Origin of the sequence: Pseudoduganella buxea (assembly GCF_009720835.1) — a bacterium.
GTDB lineage: Bacteria > Pseudomonadota > Gammaproteobacteria > Burkholderiales > Burkholderiaceae_D > Rugamonas > Rugamonas buxea.
The window spans coordinates 1-15,768 of record NZ_WNKZ01000113.1; the positions used below are offsets into that span (position 1 = coordinate 1).

Here is a 15,768-nt window from a genome sequence, read left to right on the forward strand (position 1 = left end):
CCCACGGCGCCACCAACCGCGACCCGGCCGGCGACAACGCCGCCGGCATCGCGCTGATGAAGCAGGCCGTGAAACTGGGCGAGACGTTCAGCGAGGCGGCCAAGACGCACCAGACGGTGGCGTTGGCGACGTCGATTGGCTCGATCAAGGCCGGAGCGTCAACGCTGTCGGAGAAGGAACCACCTTTGACGGCGCTGATGACGGCCGTCTCGGGCATGGTCGGCGGCGACAGTCTCGACGCCGCCCGCGCCGATGCCGGTTCCCGTAAAACATCACCTGACGATGGCTCGCTGCCGCATTCGGCGGATCCCGTGATCGCCGTCAGCGCCAAGGCCGGCCTGGGCGTAACGGCGGGCGGCGCCTTGCAGCTGTCGAACGGCGAGACCATCGGCTTGATGAGCGGCGCCGACACGCAGTTCGTCGCCGGCGGCGCGCTGCGCATGCACAGCGGCCAGGCCATGGGCGTGCTCGGTGGTGCTGTCGGTGCCGGTGAAGGTGGCCTCGGTGTGCAGCTGATTGCCGCGAAGGATGCGGTGGACATTCAGGCCCAGGCTGATGTACTGAAAGTGCAGGCACGCGATGAGGTGACGGTGGTCAGCGCTTCGTCGTTCGTCGATTTCGCCGCCGCCAAGAGCATTTCGCTGTCCACGGCGGGTGGGGCGAATATCACGATCGATGGCGGGAATATTACGGTGCAGTGTCCCGGAAAGATCATGATCCACGCGGGGAAAAAAAGCTTCTCGGGCGCGGCCCGCAACGAGCATGTCATGCCGGTACTGCCCAAGGCCGAGAACACCTGGGTACAGGTCGCGGCGCAATACGACGATGCGTGGAACACGCCATGGCCATTGGCGGGCCTTCATTTCAAGGTCGACGACAAGACCTTGGCGGAAAGCCTTTCCATCAACGGAAAGCAGGGATGAAATGACCGAAATTCGCAAGCTCGATGCGCCCAAGGATGGCAATGTCCTGGTTACCGTCAAGTCGAGGATCACAGAGAAGGAAATTACCGAAGAGCGCGAAATGATCGTGCTGCGCCTGCATGCGGCATACCTAAACCTTACGGATTACATGGCGGAATTCCAGACGCAATGGGACGATTCACCCGCGCTGGCGTATGTCACCAGCGCGTACGAAGGATGGAATGCCGGCGGCGCCGAATGGCTGGACGACCAGGCGGAATTTTTCACCGCCGATTTGTGGATCAACCTGGGGAGCAAGGTCAAGGATGCGGCGGGTACGGCTTATGACCGGCTGGCGACGTACAGCGCTGGCCGTTTCGAGTCGGTACAAAAGGAAGTCAACAAGCACCTCGACAAGCCGGAAGAGACCTTGCTCAACTGGGCATGGTGGCAACGCTCGCTCAGCGATACGGCCACCGAACTGGGAAACGAGCAGCTGCGCCGGCTCGAAGCGGTTCGCCACAATATGAATGCCCTGTCCGAATCGGTTTTCGAAAGCGCCGACATGGCGAAGAAGATCTACCGGCATCGCAATGCCATCCTGGACCTTCCAACACTGATAGCGAACGGCGAACCGCGCCCGATCCAGAACTTCGTCGATACCGTGTTGATGGACATCGACCCGAAGCTGGCCAAGGCTATTCGCGATGACCCGAATTTCCCGGTGGTGCTGGAGGTGATTGCCGACCATGAGAGCGCGCTCAGTTATCTGGCCTACGTGGGACTGATGATCGAGGCGATTCCGCCGAACTTCTATGCCTATGTGGCCGGCAAGGGCGGGGCCTACCTGATGATCGAGATCGTGATGCTGATCGTCACGGCGCTGCTCAGTGCCGGTGCGGCGGCCGCGGCGCGCATAACGATGTTGATCGCCCGCTTCGCCGCGGCGGGCGCGAAAGTGGTGACGGCCAACCGCAAGATCAAGCGCGCCAAGGCGGCAATCGACGCCTTCCTGCGAATGTTGCGCGACCTGTGCGATGCCGTCGATGAATTGCACAGCCTCGGCGCGAAGTTGCTCGAGGCGCGCAGCAAGGGATACGTCCTTCGCGGGAATACGAAAACCACCTTGATGGCGAAACGCAAATCGATCAAGCGGGACAAGAAATGCCGCTGCTGCGGCAGCACGGAACATACGACGCCCAGGACCAGGCCCGGGCATGTCGAATATATTTAATCCAGGCTAAATTGGTAGAGATCGGGTATGGTAATCACACAGGGTAATTCAGCGAAAGACAGTAAATACCTCAAAAGAATCAAGGATGCGATCGAGCATGATGAGACGCACCCGCGCAATAACGGCGTCAAGATGCAGGCGCATCACATCATTTCCGGCGAAGGAATGCGCTTATCGGGAATGGGGAAAAAGATCCAGAAGTTCGGATACGATATCAACCTGTTGCCGAACTTGTCCTTTATTCCCTGTACTCTGCAAGGGGCTTGTTACCTTGGCGTGCAGCCGCATCGGGGAAACCACGATGCCAAGATCGATCAGGACAATTATGTCGACGATCGCGAGCCGGTAAGCTATCACGAGATGGTTGCCATTGCCATCCAGTCGCTCGACCTGCCGATGTCGAAGGACTGTCCGGGTGACAAACTGTCGAAACAGCAGAAGATCATCGAGGAACTGGACAGGCTCAGCAAGAAGATTCTCAACCTGATCCAGATGAAGCCTGCGGAAGCGCCGCTGACGAAGATCGCGCTGTCCTTCGGCAAGAATGGATCGGGATGCAGTGGGACGGACTCGGTCGTGACGCATCGGAAGGACCAGCCCTGTCCTGTCGACCGGCACCACCTGCATGACCCTGACAAGCCGGACAAGTCCCAGGGCAAGGGGCAGAAAACAGAACGTATTACGTACGTCCTGTCGGAAAAATTTCGTTTAAGAGTAGGACGGTGACATGTCAAAGTATGATAAAGAGTATTTTTTCGTCCGAAAATCCAAGGCAACGGGCCTCCCGTTCCTGGTCCCGGACGCCAACACGGAAGACCGGCGCTTCCGCTACGAAGCCCAGGCGGTCGGCTCGCCGCCGCTCGTGTTCACCAATGGCTGGAAGGACAAGTTCAAGGCGGAGAAAATCAAGTCCACCACGCCGGATATCCTGTTTGCAGGCGCCGACATGGTCGTGCGGCAGCCGATCCGCGAGAAACTGCTGACCTTGTCGGTGCCGGGCATGTCCCTGCATCCCGCCGTCTATATCGATGATGACGGTGCTTGGCACGAGGATTACTGGTACGTGACGTTTACCGGCAGGCTCGATTGCTGGGATCGCGAAAATTCGGAATACGACGAAGATGAACCACCCGTGGAATTGGGCGGATTTCAGCTGCATCAGGTCTACACCTACAGCCTGAACGAAAAGCTGCTCGACGATATTCCCCAGGACCAGCGGCTTCTTTTCAAGATGGGCGGCGACCTGAATGCCTTCGTGGTCTGCCACCAGTCGCTGGCGGCCATCCTGCGCGGGAATGGCGGCAGCGGCGCAGAGCTGCAGTGTGTCGCCGACTACTGACAGGGGCGAACTGGCGCGCCAGGTCTTCCGGCCTGGACCAGGCGCCAGTCCCCGGCATCCGCCAAGGCGGCAGACGAGCCCCTTGCGCGACTGAGGCATAAGAGCCCATACCTTTCGCATTGCGGGCGCCAGGGACCGTCGAAGCCGGCAGCGACGGCTCGGGCATGGGCAGTCGCTTCATCGTGTCCCTGCTGCTCGAAGACGGCGCTGCGGGTCCGGGCTGGCGTCCAGCGCGACATCGCCATGCGCACCACCGCCTTATACCACTCGCTAACAGCGAGCGCCCCGTCCTCGCCACCTCAAGCACTATCCCACCAACCTGCATTTGCCCGTCCCACGGCAGGGGCCGTTCGTCACTTGCTTCTGGTAGCGGAATCACCGAGCGGTGGGACACATATGCGTTTGGGTGATATACGGTATCGCCAGAATAAATTGGCCTGACCGGATTGCAGCAGGCATGATGCAACTGTCTCCTCCAACTCTTCTCCAAGAATTGGATTTAAGCCGGCCTTCAAGCCGGCTTTTTTTGCCCATTTTTTCCTGGCCGGCTGCGGCGACGCGTCATTAAACGGTCATGTGGCGTCGGTATGATAGCGAAAAATTTCCATTGAGAAATTTTGATATGAAATTGGACAACGGCACCATTACCGTCCTGTTCCCTACACTTCGCTCTCTCCTAAGCTGCCATGCTGACCTTTATCCAACGCCGTGCCGGCGCCAGAGTCGTCGCCGCCTTCGCCGTCCTGCTGGCCATGCTGGCCGGCGTGACGATCGCTTCCCTGCTGTCCCTGCAAAAGGTGGCGGATAATGCCGTGATCCTGGCGGACGACAAGCTCATGCGCCAGCGCCTTACCACCGAGTGGCTGGGCAGCGAGCGGCTCAACGCCGTGCGCGTGCTGTCCGTGGCCCACAGCGACAGCCTGGAAGTGGCCGATTACTTCCAGCGCCAGCTGGGCGACGGCGACAAGGCCAGCGCGGCCTTGCAGGCGCAACTGGCGAACATGCCGGCGCAAGCGGCCGAACATGCGCTGGTGACCAAGGCGCTGACCCGGCAGGCGGCCTACCGCGCCGCGCGCACCGAAGTGATGCGGCAGAAGGACATGGGCCGCACCCAGCAGGTCGAGGAGCTGGTGGCCGCCCGCCTGACGCCCGCTTTTGATGCCTACGCCGCCGCGCTGCAGGCACTGCTGGACTACCAGCGCGCCGCCGCGCAGCGCCTGTCCGCCGACTCGCACGACACCTTCATCACGGGCCGCCTGGTGATGGCAGCGCTGGGCACGGCGGCGGTGCTGATCGGCATCGCCCTGGCCTGGGCCTTAACCCGCAGCATCGTCGAGCCCCTGCGTGCCGCGCTGGACCTGGCCGTGCGGGCTGCCGCCGGCGACCTGACGGCCGTGCTGCCTCACCGCCGGCAGGACGAAATCGGCCAGCTGCTCGATGCGCTGAGCAATATGACGCGCCGCCTGGCGCGCACCGTCAGCGGCGTGCGCGAGGCGGCGCTGGCCATCGACGCGGCATCGGCCGAGGTAGCGCAAGGCAATCTCGACCTGTCCCGCCGTACGGAGCACCAGGCCGCCACCTTGCAGGAAACGGCGGCGGCCCTGGACAAGCTGACCCAGATCGTGCGCGCCCACGCCGGCCAGGCGGTCCGGGCCGAGCAACTGGCCCAGGGCGCGGCCGACACCGCGGCCGCCGGCGGCCCGGCCGTGCGCGCCGTGGTGGCGACGATGCAGGACATCAGCAACTCGGCCGAGCTGATCGTCGACATCATCGCGGCCATCGACACGATTGCCTTCCAGACCAATATCCTGGCCCTGAACGCGGCGGTGGAAGCAGCCAGGGCCGGCGAGCAGGGCCGTGGTTTCGCCGTGGTGGCGGGCGAGGTGCGGGCCCTGGCCCAGCGTTCGGCCGGCGCGGCGAAAGAAATCAAGGGCCTGATCACGGCCTCCGTGGATGCGATCCGGCGCGGCGCGACGCAGGCCGAAGGCGCCGGTGCGACCATGACAGGCATGCTGGACGGCGCCCGCGCCGTCAGCGAACTGATGAAGGATCTGGGCAATGCCTCGCGCCAGCAGGGGCGCGGCATCGCCCAGGTCAACGCGGCCGTTACCGACCTGGACCGAGATACCCAGCGCAACGCCGCCCTGGTCGAGGAAGCGGCTGCGGCGGCGGCAGCGCTGCGCGGGCAGGCCGCCGCGCTGCGCAGCCTGATGGGGCAGTTCCGGTTGGCCGCGCCGGAAGCCGCCGACCCGGCAACACCGCTGTTGACACGCTGACGCTTCTTTTCAAATTGATATTTTCTTTGCGGCATGTCATCATTCTGTCATATGATGACGGGCTCCCAATGTCCCAACAGGCGTGATATCGCTATCATCAGCGTCATGCGGATACGGCTTCGGGACCGCTTCAAAGGAGGACCCATGAGGAAAGAACCGATCAAGACTCTTAATGTGGCAGTGGCCGATGCGCCCGTGGACGAAGGGTGCCGGCAGATCATGATGAAACTGGTGGCGCAAGGCTGCAACACGGCCGACAAGCCGTATTCCCTCGAACCCTTCCAGGTAGCGGAAGCGGAAATGCGCTACCTGCTGCGCCATGGCGAAGTCTACGGTACCGGCACCTCGTTGGTGCTGCCCGTGCTGCGCTCGGTCGAAGTGCAGCGCGAAGGCGCGGAAGTGGGCAAGATTTCCTTTGTGCTGGGCGTCAACCTGGTGTAAGGGGCCTACTGCTTGCCGGCAGCCTCTGTTCGGCGGCGCAGTTCCCATGCCGCCGCCAGCGCGATCTCGTCGTCCTCGCGCACGTCGCGGCCGTTCAGCACGCGCCGGATGATGGCACTGTCGATGCCGCGCGATTGCAGGTATTCCAACGCCGCCATCGTGTTGCTGGCCTGTTGAAGCAGCAGTCCCTGGCGCACCAGGTCGCTGGTGCCAGCCGGCGCGGCGGCCGTTTCGTCCGTGGCGCGGCGCGCATTGCCCGATGTGTCCATGGCGTCCTCCTTATGATCCGGTCATTTTGAGCCGCGCCACCGCATCCAGGGCCGGGCGCAGCTGATGGCTTTCCAGCTCCAGCGCGGCCGCGATGTAGCCGCGCGCATACGTCGTGCCGCGCAGCAGGTCCGGCGCCGTCAGCTGCTCCAGCAATCCCCTGGCCACGGCCAGGTCGTTCAGGTGGCCCAGCTTGTCCTGCAGTGCCGACAAGGTGCGCACATAGCGTTTGGTCGGCTTGGCCGGCAGCAAGTCGCTGAAGAATTCGGCCGCATAGCGGGCCTTTTTCGCCGCGATACGGACGCGGTGGCGCGCCGCCAGATCGTTCTCGTCGAGCGCGCCGATGCGCTTGCGCAGGCGCTGGCGCGCCTTGCGCAGCAGCGGCACCATGGCGTCGTCCACGCGCCGGTACAGTGGCGACTTGTCCGCCAGCCCTTCGCGCCACCCGCGGCCGTGGAACCAGCCGTTCAGCTGCAGGATCACCTGCGTGTAACGCGGCTGGTGCAAGGTCTGCAGCATGTCGCGGTGCAGGTCCCTGGCGCGCTGTTCGGCCACGGCCACCAGCTGGGTCACGTCGTCGCCACCGATGGCGGGCAAGGTGGCGCCGGCCAGCACATCCCAGTCGCGCGTGGCGCCCAGCGCGCCGGACAGCCACTCGATGCTGTCATGCATGTCCGCCGGCAGCGGCGCCAGGTCCTCGAACATGTTCAGCAGTGCGCGCAGCCGGCGCAGGCCCACCCGCATCTGGTGCAGGCTTTCCACGCTTTGCGCCAGCACGCCCGTAACGTTCGATTCCAGCTGCGCCAGGCAGTTCAGGCCGATGCACTGCAAGGCATCCTCCAGCCGCATTTTCTTGTGCAGCCGCACCGGCGTGGCCTTGACGGCGGCCGGCGCCTTGCGATCGAGCAGGGCGTAGCCGCGCGCAGCCTTGCTGTCGTTGGCGATGCGCAGGGGAATCTGCTCGTGCAGGGCCAGCGCCAGCTCGAACAGCCGGGTGGGATCGCCCTTTTTCATTTCCAGTTCCAGTTCGCCGATGGCGGCATTGCGCTTGCCGACGTGCAGGTCGCCCGCATCGAGCACGCATTCCACCAGCTGACCGTCCGGCAACTCGATGTTCCAGCGCGTGCGCCGCGTCGTGTTGTTGAACACGGGCCGCAACTGGGCGGCGATATGGGGCGAGCCCAGCAGTTCAGCGATGCGCTTCGCCTTGACCTGGCGTACCAGGGCTGCCGGGTCCGGCGTCGGCCCCGGCAGCGCGCATTCCCACTCGCCGCGCTGGTGCAGGGCGGGCGAGCCGCCGGCGGCCGTCTTGACGGTCTGGACCCAGGTGCCGTCGCTGGCGCGCACGCGCAAGGTCAGGCCGTTATGCCACAAGTCCAGCTTCGGCGTGTCGTAATAGGTGTCGGCCAGTTCCAGTTCGTCCGGGCTGGCTGGGGACAGGCCGGCCAGCAGCGCATGCTGGCGCACTTTGTCCAGGTCGCGCTGGGCGACATTGAGTTTCAGTTCGGTTTCCATTGGCGCTCCTCGATGGGGATGCGGGCGCAAGGCCCGCACCGGATGAGTCGATGCCTCGGGATCGGGCCCAGGCTAAGGAGACGAGGCGCAGTTGCGCAGACCTCGACCGTTCGACTATACAGAGAATCGACAGCCGTAACCGCCAGTCATGCCCCCGCCCTGGGGTAAGAACTTTCCGACAGGAGCGTGGATCGTCACTTCCCGATAGCATGCGCTCAAATCGGATCGCTTACAATCGGCGCCAGTCTTGACGCCATGAGTGCCCATTGCCCGATCCCGCCGCCGCCAGAAAACCCAGTCGCAAAACGCCGCAAGCGGATGCCTTGCTGGCGGCCGCGAGCCGCATTGTCGCCACCGACGGGCTGGCGGGATTGACCCTGCGCCCGCTGGCGGCGCAGCTGGGCGTTTCCGTGACGGTGCTGAGCACCCATTATGGCGCGCGGGCCGATGTGATCGCCGCCATCTGCCATGCCGCCGCCGCACGGGATGCGCTGCTGTTCGAGCACTGGCGCGGAGCGCTGGCGCGCCTGGGCAGCATGCCGCCCGCGATCGCCGCCAACGTGGCGGAAACCATTGTCGACGAACTGGCGACGGGGCAGCGTGCCGTGTCCGCCTTATACCTGGAACTGATGCAGGCCTGTACCTGGGATGCGGCGCTGCGGCCGGCGTTCGCCGATTGGGCGGCGGCGCGGCGCGCGTTCTGGGATGACGTGGGCTCAAGGGCGGGCGTGGCGCCGGCGCTGCTGGCCTGCGGCTGGTGGCACGGGTATGTCGTCGCCGAACTGGCCTGCAGCGTGGCGCTCGACGCCGATCCCGCGTACCGGATGCTGCGCCGCCTTTGCCTGCAACGCCTCTTCAACGGCGGCGCGGCGCCAGCCGGCGATGGCGCCGAAGGCACGCTGTTCACTATGCTCGGTGAGCGGATGCGGATGGCGGACACCGCCACCGGCAGTGCTGCATCCGCGCCGGCATGGTCGGCCCTGGCCGCACGCGCCTGCGGCATCCGCCTGGCCGCCCAGGGCGTCGATGCCCTGACGCACCGTGCCATCGCCGCCGATATCGGCATTCCCCACACCACCCTCAGTTACCGCTTTCCCGCCCAGCGCGATCTGGTCGACGCGGGCATCGCCTGCATCGTCCGGCACATCGGCGCGGCGGTGAATGCCGACCGCCTCGACGAGGTGCAGCGCCTGCGCACGGAAGGCGATGGCCAGAAGCTCGACCTGGCAAGGGCCAGCTTCGCCGTCGCGCTGGCGGCCATGCGCCGGCCGGAATTGACGGCATGCGCGGCGCAGATGCGCAGCCGCCGCGGCGACAATGTGGGCAAGGTGCTGGCAAGGTACCTGCCTGGGGTGTCCGGCATCGACCCCCTGTGCGCGCAAGTAGTGTCGATGGGCCTGGCAGGGCTGACCAACACGGTGCCGCCCGGCGCGGAGGCGGAAGCGCTGGTGGCCACTGCCTTCACCGTTGCCGTCACGTGGCTGGGGGCTACTCAGGATATGCCCACAGGTCGAACGGGGCGCTAGCGCCGAAGGTCAGCAGCCGGAAGCTGGCCGGTGCGTGGTCCGTATCGGCCACCAGGTAGCCGTCCGACTGCGCCGGCAGGTCGCCGCAGCCAGCCGTCGCCAGCGTCAATTGCAGCACGTTCGGCAGCGAACTGACGGCCACCGTGCCGGACAGCTTGCAGGCCGTGCTGCCCGCCGCGATGGCACCCTTGGTGTCGATCGAGAAGGCGGCCGCGCTGCCGCTCGCCAGACGCACGACAAAGCTGCCGGCGATGGCGGTCGGATTGAGCGGGCCGGCGGCGATGGCCTGGCTGGACGAAAGCTCCAGTGCCGTGTCGCCGGTAACGGCGGGCGTGCGCTGCCACGGCGCGTTGCCGTCGCGCCGGTAGAGGGCAGTGGCCTGCTGGGCCGCGTTGTCCAGCACCAGCAGGCGGCTGCCGTCGGCCGCCGCGTAATACTTGCCGGCGACCGGGGCGGCGGCATCCCCGGTGCCGACGGCGTAGGCGCCGGCCGGCAGGTCGGTCACACGGATGGCGGGCGCGTCGTCATGGCTGCTGCCGCAGGCGACCAGCAACAGCGGCAGCAGCATCGCCGCGGCACGGGCGGGGAAGGACTTCATGGCGCGGCTCATCGGGCGAACAGCTCGCGCAGGCGCAGGCGCAGCCACTGCTGCCCGGCGGGACGCTGCTCGTAGCCCACTTGCATGGCCGAGACGGCCACCTTGCTCTTGTAGACCAGCGCTTCGTCCTCGGCCTGCTCGGCCGTCGCCACGCCCGGCGCAGAGCCGGACAAGCCCCACGGCGCGTCCTTCGTGAACTTCAGGTTGTAGGTGTCGTACGTGCCCTGGCGCGCGAACGACCATGCCGCATCGAGGGTGGGCGCATCGGGGAAGTTCACGTTCAGGGCCACGCCCGCCGGCAGCAGCGGGGCGCTGCCGGCCTTGGCCTGCAGGGCCGTGAGCAGCCGCGTGGTCAGCTGGGCCACGATGCGCGACTTCGGATTGGCCAGGCCGGCGTTATCGACCGTGTCGGTCCCGGCGCTCAGCGCAATGGCCGGCAGGCCCCGCCCGGCCGCGAACTGGGCATTGCCGATGGTGCCGGAGTTGATGACGAGCCTGCCCACGTTCTGCCCTTCGTTGGGGCCGGACAGCACCAGGTCGGGGGCCTTGCCCCACCGGGCGGGCGCCAGCACGTCCAGGCCGTACATCAGGGCCATCACGGGCGTGCCATGCACATAGTGGTAGTCGCCGCCCGTATAACCGGACCTGGTGAACGGGCCGACGGCCGGCGCCCCCAGCGGCGCGGCGCCATTGTGGCAGCCACCTTCGGCGTCGATCTGCGTCCGGTCGTTGTCGGCGACGATGGTGGTGGTGCTGTACATGACGATGGCCGAACTGCGGCCGCTCTGGCCGGAACACGGCACCGACACGATGACGGCATGCCCGGCTGCGCGCAGCTCGTCGTACAGGGCTTTCAGGTTGCTGGTGAGTCCATCGTCATTGGCGACGAGGATATTGAGTGCGAAGGCGGGACTGGCACACAGTGCCAGCCCCGCGGCGAGGATCAAACGGTGGTTCATGAAGTCCTTCGGAAAAGCGGCCAGGATTGGAAGGCCCGATGCTACCGAAGATTGATGACTCTATTATGACAGTTGCACGGATTAATTTCGCAAATTATAACCTTGTGCCAGGTATAAAAATACAGTCGTACGAATCAGAACGCTTCCCATTCGTCGGTCTTGGCAGCGGCCTTGACCTGCGGTTTTGCCGCGGCCACCGCCGGCTTGGCCAGTGCCTTCACGGCAGCGGGCGCCACGCGCTTGACGGGTGCGACCGGTGTGCCGGCGTGCTCGGTGCCGATGCGGAACACCGCCACGGCCTTGGCCAGCACGGCGGCCTGGTCCTGCATCGATTCCGATGCCGCGGCCGCCTGTTCCACCAGCGCGGCGTTCTGCTGCGTCACCGAATCCATCTCGACGATGGCCTGGTTGATCTGCTCGATGCCGGCCGTCTGCTCCGTACTGGCCGACGAGATCTCGGCCATGATGTCGGTGACGCGCTGCACGCTCTGGACGATTTCCTGCATCGTCTCGCCGGCCTGTGTCACCAGGCGGCTGCCGCTGGAGACTTTTTCCGTCGACGCATTGATCAGTTCCTTGATTTCGCGCGCGGCCGATGCCGAACGCTGGGCCAGGTTGCGCACTTCCGACGCCACCACGGCGAAGCCGCGCCCCTGCTCGCCCGCGCGCGCCGCCTCCACTGCCGCGTTCAGCGCCAGGATATTGGTCTGGAAGGCGATGCCGTCGATGACGCTGATGATGTCGGCGATTTTTGTCGCCGATGCGTTGATTTCGTCCATCGTGCCCGTGACCTGGCCGATCACTTCGCCGCCGCGCAGCGCCACGCTGGACGCGGCATTGGCCAGCACATTGGCCTGGCGTGCGTTGTCCGCGTTCTGCTTGACGGTGGACGTCAGTTCTTCCATCGACGAGGCGGTTTCCTCGAGCGAACTGGCCTGCTGCTCGGTGCGCGAGGACAGGTCCTGGTTGCCGCTGGCCACTTCGGCGGCGGCGGTGGCGATGGCATCCGTGCCCGTGCGCACCGTCGTCACGGTGTCGGCCAGGCTGTCGTTCATGCGCTTGAGCGCCAGCAGCAGCTTGCCCGTCTCATCAGTCGTGTCGACGTCGATGCGGCTGGTCAGGTCGCCCGCCGCCACCGTGTTGGCGATGTCCAGCGCGCGGTGGATCGGACGCGTAATGGAGCGGGTGATCCACCACGCCACCGCAGCGCCCATGGCCAGGCCGAAGATGCCCATGCCCCAGCCCAGCAGCCGCGTCTCGGCGAAGGTGGCTTCCGCGGCGCGGGCCGAGGCATTGCTGACTTCCTTCTGCAGCGCTGCCTGGTCGGCCGTGGCCTTCTTCAGTTCCAGCAGCACGGGCCGCAGTTCGGACAGGAACAGGCGCGCTTCGTCGACCTGACCGGCCTGGATGCGACGGATCAGTTCGTCCTGCCCGGCCGTATAGCGCGCACTGGCGGCCTGCATCTGGTTCAACAGTTCGCGCGCACGCGGCACCTTAACGGTACGGTCGAGTTCCTTGAGCCGTTCGGCCACGATCTGGCGCGAGCTGGTCACTTCTTCCATCTGCGTGCGCTGGTCGGCCGGATCGGTAAACAACAGCATATTGCGCAGGGCGATGGCGATGTCGTTGATTTCAGCCTGAATGTTGCCGGCCGCCTCGATCTTCGGCATGCGGTCGTAGACGATGTCCTTCGTTCCGGCATTGATGCGGCCCAGCATCAAGTTGCTGAGCGCGACCATAATGACGAGCAAGACGCACACGATGCCGAAACCAATGGTCAGCCGTTGCGAGATGCGCAGGTTAGCGATATTCATTTTTTCCTCGGTAAAGTCCCGCGTTGCAGGATGAAAGTCACAAGGGTGGTGACCCGGAGGAAAAAGCTTACGCAGGTTCGGTGGAAAAACCGATGGAGCAATGTTAACGACGGCCGCTTTTTGCCGTATCTGGGTGCTTTCCTGCAAGCGATTTGTCGTAAATGCGACAGTGGCGGCTGGCGTCGCGACCTCGCAACGTCTACCAAAAATATGCAGTTGACGTGACTTTTGGTGAGATTAAATTATGGCAAGTTCTATTACAATGGGCGGTATTTGCCCATGACGTTCCGGGCACTGATGAAACACTAGGAGGCACGTTGCCACCCACGGTCAACGATGCGGTATTTCGGATAGCACGCTGGCGCGCCGAATTTGCCGACCGCACCATCGAATCCCACTTCAACCGGCACCAGCTGCGCCATACCAGGTCGCAGGTGCGCCTGGCGTTGCTGTTCTGCGCCGCGTTCTACGTGGCGTTCACCATTACCGACGTGCTGGCGCTGGGGTTCGGCCGCGAGGCGCTGATCCTGCTGGCCGGCCGCGTGGTCGTGGCCGTGAGCGCGCTGGTCAGCTGCGCCTTTACCTATTGGTATCCCCATTCGATCCGGCGCATCTGGCTGGGCGCGAGCATCACGGAAATCCTCGGCATGGCCACCTTCGCCCTGGTCGTGCTGTTCCGGCCCCACGACACGCCCTGGCATGCGATGTCCATTTCCATCATGGCGCTGGTGGTCTACCTGTACATTCCGAACCGGCTGCTGTACGCGCTGGCCATCGGCGTGATCTCCACCGTCGTCTTTGTCGCATTGGTGGTCTGGCTGGACCGGCTGACGGGGCCCGAGCTGCTGACGATGAGCATGCTGCTGCTGCTGTCGAACGGCTTCGGCTGCATGGCGGCGCACCGCTACGCGCTGATCCGGCGCGAGGAGTTCCGCGTGCACGCGGTGCTGAAGAACCTGTCCGAGCGCGACGCGCTGACCGGCTGCCACAACCGCCGCTACCTGCAGCAGGAACTGCTGAACATGGAGCTGTCGCGGGCCCGCCGCTTCAAACTGAGCCTGGCCGTCGTGATCTGCGATATCGACCACTTCAAGGCCGTCAACGATACCCACGGCCACGCGGCCGGCGACGCCGTGCTCGTCACGTTCGCCAACCTGCTGCGTTCCCTCACGCGCGACGGCGTCGACAGCGTCATCCGCTATGGCGGCGAGGAATTCCTCATCGTGCTGCCCGAGACGGACCTCGATGGCGCCGTCCACCTGGCCGAACGGATGCGGGGTGCCCTGATCGGCGCGGGCACGGAAGTGGCGCCCGGCAGGGTGGTGGGCGTGACGGCCAGCTTCGGCGTCACGGCCGTCAATTTCGCCCACGTCGAGCAGCGCTTCGCCCAGGAACTGCTGGTCGACCAGGCCGACCGCCTGCTGTACACGGCCAAGAGCAGCGGCCGCAATAATGTACAGGCCTTGCAGTTCCACGGCTCGCCGGGGGCGGGCGAGCGGCGCAAGGCCGCCTGAGCGGTTTTTGAAAAGGCCTGCTCAGTAGCTCGTGATCGCCACCGGCTGCCCACCCTTGAACGTGAAGATCGTCACCGGCGACGATTTCATGTCGCCCTTCGCATCGAAGGCATAGGTGCCGGCCACGCCCTGGTAGCTGCCGGCGGCGATGGCGGCGCCGACCTTGGCCGGGTCGATCGAATTGGTCTGCTGCATGGCCTGGGCGAACATATTGGCGGCGTCGTAGTACGAGGCGGCGTAGACGTCCGGGTCGGCGTTGAAGCGCTTCTTGAAGCGGGCCTTGAAGGCGGGGCCGGCGGCCGCCTTGTCGAGCAGCGCGCCGCCCTGCGAGCACAGCACGTTGGGGCCGACGGCATCGCCGCCCAGTTTTGCCAGTTCGGACGTGCAGATGGTGTCGCCGCCCAGCAGCTTGGCGTTCAGGCCCAGCTGGCGGATCTGGCGCGCCATCGGGCCGCCCTGCGGGGCATAGCCGCCGAAGAAGATCGCTTCCACCTTCTTCGCCTTCAGGCGGGTCAGGATGGCGCTGAAGTCCACCGCCTTGTCGGTGGTGTATTCGTGGCCGGCCACCGTCATGCCGGAGGCGCGCGCCTGCTTCTTGAATTCCTCCGCCAGGCCCTGGCCGAAGGCGGTGCGGTCGTCGATGACGGCAACGTTCTTGAGTTTCAGTTCCTTGGCCGCGTACAGCGCCATCTTCGAGCCCAGTTGCGAGTCGCTGGCGTTCACGCGGAACAGGTTCTTGTAGCCCTGCTGCGTCAGTTTCGGATTCGACGCCACGCTTGCCACCACGACGCCGGCGCTGCTGTAGACGCGCGCGGCGGGAATGGCCACGCCCGAGTTGTAAGGCCCCAGCACGTAGCGCACGCCGGCATCGGCCAGCTTCTGCGCCACCGACACGCCGGCCTTCGGATCGCCCTGGTCGTCCTCGGACAGCAGTTCGAACCTCACCTTCTTGCCCGCCACCGTGACGCCCTTGGCGTTCAGTTCCTCGATGGCCAGGCGCGCGCCGTTTTCATTGTCCTTGCCGGAGAAGGCCTGGGCGCCGGACAGGGGGCCGCTGTGGCCGATCTTGACGATTGTGTCGCCCTGCTGCGCGGCCGCGGCGGTAGCCAGGGTTGCCAGCGCCAGCGCGACTGCCTTGTGCATATACTTCATCGGATCTCCCGTCGTTATTGTTGACTTGCGTGGATTATCCACGTTCCGGCGACGGGGGCAAGCAAAAGGCGCGGCGGGATGCTTCAGCACCCCACCGGGGAAGATGGTTCAGGCCCCCCGGCGGGGTGGCGTGCCCTGACCCTCCAGCGCCGGCACATTGGCCACGCGCGCGACAGGGCGCACGGCCGGCACGGGTTCGACCCGGGGCGGCGGGGCGGGGGCGGGGCCGCC

14 protein-coding genes are annotated in these 15,768 nt (G+C 65.3%); 8 read left to right on the forward strand and 6 right to left on the reverse strand.

Going from position 1 to position 15,768, the window contains the following annotated elements; genetic code table 11:
- The 6 genes from GM672_RS24525 to GM672_RS24550 all read left to right on the forward strand — a co-directional run.
- The coding region (locus tag GM672_RS24525) for a DUF2345 domain-containing protein (RefSeq protein WP_155473152.1) at positions 1-923 on the forward strand (923 nt) is incomplete at its 5' end.
- A 1-nt stretch (position 924) separates the two neighbouring features.
- Positions 925-2,136, forward strand: coding sequence for a hypothetical protein (locus GM672_RS24530; protein WP_155473153.1), 1,212 nt, complete (start codon positions 925-927; stop codon positions 2,134-2,136).
- A 27-nt stretch (positions 2,137-2,163) separates the two neighbouring features.
- Positions 2,164-2,862 (forward strand): AHH domain-containing protein, encoded by a 699-nt coding sequence (locus GM672_RS24535; RefSeq protein ID WP_155473154.1) that lies wholly within the window; start codon positions 2,164-2,166, stop codon positions 2,860-2,862.
- Position 2,863: 1 nt separating this feature from the next.
- Complete coding sequence (locus tag GM672_RS24540; RefSeq protein WP_155473155.1) at positions 2,864-3,475, forward strand: imm11 family protein; 612 nt, start codon at positions 2,864-2,866, stop codon at positions 3,473-3,475.
- A 686-nt stretch (positions 3,476-4,161) separates the two neighbouring features.
- Positions 4,162-5,751, forward strand: coding sequence for a methyl-accepting chemotaxis protein (locus GM672_RS24545; protein WP_155473156.1), 1,590 nt, complete (start codon positions 4,162-4,164; stop codon positions 5,749-5,751).
- Positions 5,752-5,895: 144 nt separating this feature from the next.
- Complete coding sequence (locus GM672_RS24550) at positions 5,896-6,192, forward strand: hypothetical protein (RefSeq protein ID WP_155473157.1); 297 nt, start codon at positions 5,896-5,898, stop codon at positions 6,190-6,192.
- Positions 6,193-6,197: 5 nt separating this feature from the next.
- Here GM672_RS24550 and GM672_RS24555 read toward each other — a convergent pair whose 3' ends face one another.
- Positions 6,198-6,461, reverse strand: a complete 264-nt coding sequence (locus GM672_RS24555) for a hypothetical protein (RefSeq protein WP_155473158.1) — start codon at positions 6,459-6,461, stop codon at positions 6,198-6,200.
- A gap of 10 nt (positions 6,462-6,471) precedes the next feature.
- Positions 6,472-7,974, reverse strand: coding sequence for a CYTH and CHAD domain-containing protein (locus tag GM672_RS24560; RefSeq protein WP_155473159.1), 1,503 nt, complete (start codon positions 7,972-7,974; stop codon positions 6,472-6,474).
- A gap of 323 nt (positions 7,975-8,297) precedes the next feature.
- Here GM672_RS24560 and GM672_RS24565 point away from each other — a divergent pair, with 323 nt between their 5' ends.
- Positions 8,298-9,500, forward strand: a complete 1,203-nt coding sequence (locus GM672_RS24565) for a TetR/AcrR family transcriptional regulator (protein WP_155473160.1) — start codon at positions 8,298-8,300, stop codon at positions 9,498-9,500.
- On the opposite strand, the gene GM672_RS24570 is transcribed toward GM672_RS24565, so the two are convergent.
- The 3 genes from GM672_RS24570 to GM672_RS24580 all read right to left on the reverse strand — a co-directional run bounded on the left by GM672_RS24570 (position 9,463) and on the right by GM672_RS24580 (position 12,871).
- The gene (locus tag GM672_RS24570; RefSeq protein ID WP_155473161.1) at positions 9,463-10,098 is read right to left on the reverse strand and encodes a hypothetical protein; all 636 of its coding nucleotides are present in this window, start codon (positions 10,096-10,098) and stop codon (positions 9,463-9,465) included. The genes GM672_RS24565 and GM672_RS24570 overlap by 38 nt on opposite strands.
- A gap of 8 nt (positions 10,099-10,106) precedes the next feature.
- The gene (locus GM672_RS24575) at positions 10,107-11,057 is read right to left on the reverse strand and encodes a 5'/3'-nucleotidase SurE (RefSeq protein WP_155473162.1); all 951 of its coding nucleotides are present in this window, start codon (positions 11,055-11,057) and stop codon (positions 10,107-10,109) included.
- A gap of 134 nt (positions 11,058-11,191) precedes the next feature.
- Positions 11,192-12,871, reverse strand: coding sequence for a methyl-accepting chemotaxis protein (locus GM672_RS24580; protein WP_155473163.1), 1,680 nt, complete (start codon positions 12,869-12,871; stop codon positions 11,192-11,194).
- A 317-nt stretch (positions 12,872-13,188) separates the two neighbouring features.
- Between GM672_RS24580 and GM672_RS24585 the strand changes: the two genes are divergently transcribed.
- Positions 13,189-14,385: a GGDEF domain-containing protein gene (locus GM672_RS24585; protein WP_229417929.1), complete on the forward strand. Its 1,197-nt coding sequence runs from the start codon at positions 13,189-13,191 to the stop codon at positions 14,383-14,385.
- Positions 14,386-14,406: 21 nt separating this feature from the next.
- On the opposite strand, the gene GM672_RS24590 is transcribed toward GM672_RS24585, so the two are convergent.
- The gene (locus tag GM672_RS24590; protein ID WP_155473165.1) at positions 14,407-15,537 is read right to left on the reverse strand and encodes a branched-chain amino acid ABC transporter substrate-binding protein; all 1,131 of its coding nucleotides are present in this window, start codon (positions 15,535-15,537) and stop codon (positions 14,407-14,409) included.
- Positions 15,538-15,768 lie beyond the last annotated feature (231 nt).

Coding starts and splice junctions, on each gene's coding strand:
- GM672_RS24575 (WP_155473162.1), bottom strand. CDS start 11,057: ATGAACCACCGTTTGATCCTCGCCGCGGGGCTGGCACTGTGTGCCAGT.
- GM672_RS24580 (WP_155473163.1), bottom strand. CDS start 12,871: ATGAATATCGCTAACCTGCGCATCTCGCAACGGCTGACCATTGGTTTC.
- GM672_RS24540 (WP_155473155.1), top strand. CDS start 2,864: ATGTCAAAGTATGATAAAGAGTATTTTTTCGTCCGAAAATCCAAGGCA.
- GM672_RS24570 (WP_155473161.1), bottom strand. CDS start 10,098: ATGAAGTCCTTCCCCGCCCGTGCCGCGGCGATGCTGCTGCCGCTGTTG.
- GM672_RS24555 (WP_155473158.1), bottom strand. CDS start 6,461: ATGGACACATCGGGCAATGCGCGCCGCGCCACGGACGAAACGGCCGCC.
- GM672_RS24550 (WP_155473157.1), top strand. CDS start 5,896: ATGAGGAAAGAACCGATCAAGACTCTTAATGTGGCAGTGGCCGATGCG.
- GM672_RS24530 (WP_155473153.1), top strand. CDS start 925: ATGACCGAAATTCGCAAGCTCGATGCGCCCAAGGATGGCAATGTCCTG.
- GM672_RS24590 (WP_155473165.1), bottom strand. CDS start 15,537: ATGAAGTATATGCACAAGGCAGTCGCGCTGGCGCTGGCAACCCTGGCT.
- GM672_RS24545 (WP_155473156.1), top strand. CDS start 4,162: ATGCTGACCTTTATCCAACGCCGTGCCGGCGCCAGAGTCGTCGCCGCC.
- GM672_RS24560 (WP_155473159.1), bottom strand. CDS start 7,974: ATGGAAACCGAACTGAAACTCAATGTCGCCCAGCGCGACCTGGACAAA.
- GM672_RS24535 (WP_155473154.1), top strand. CDS start 2,164: ATGGTAATCACACAGGGTAATTCAGCGAAAGACAGTAAATACCTCAAA.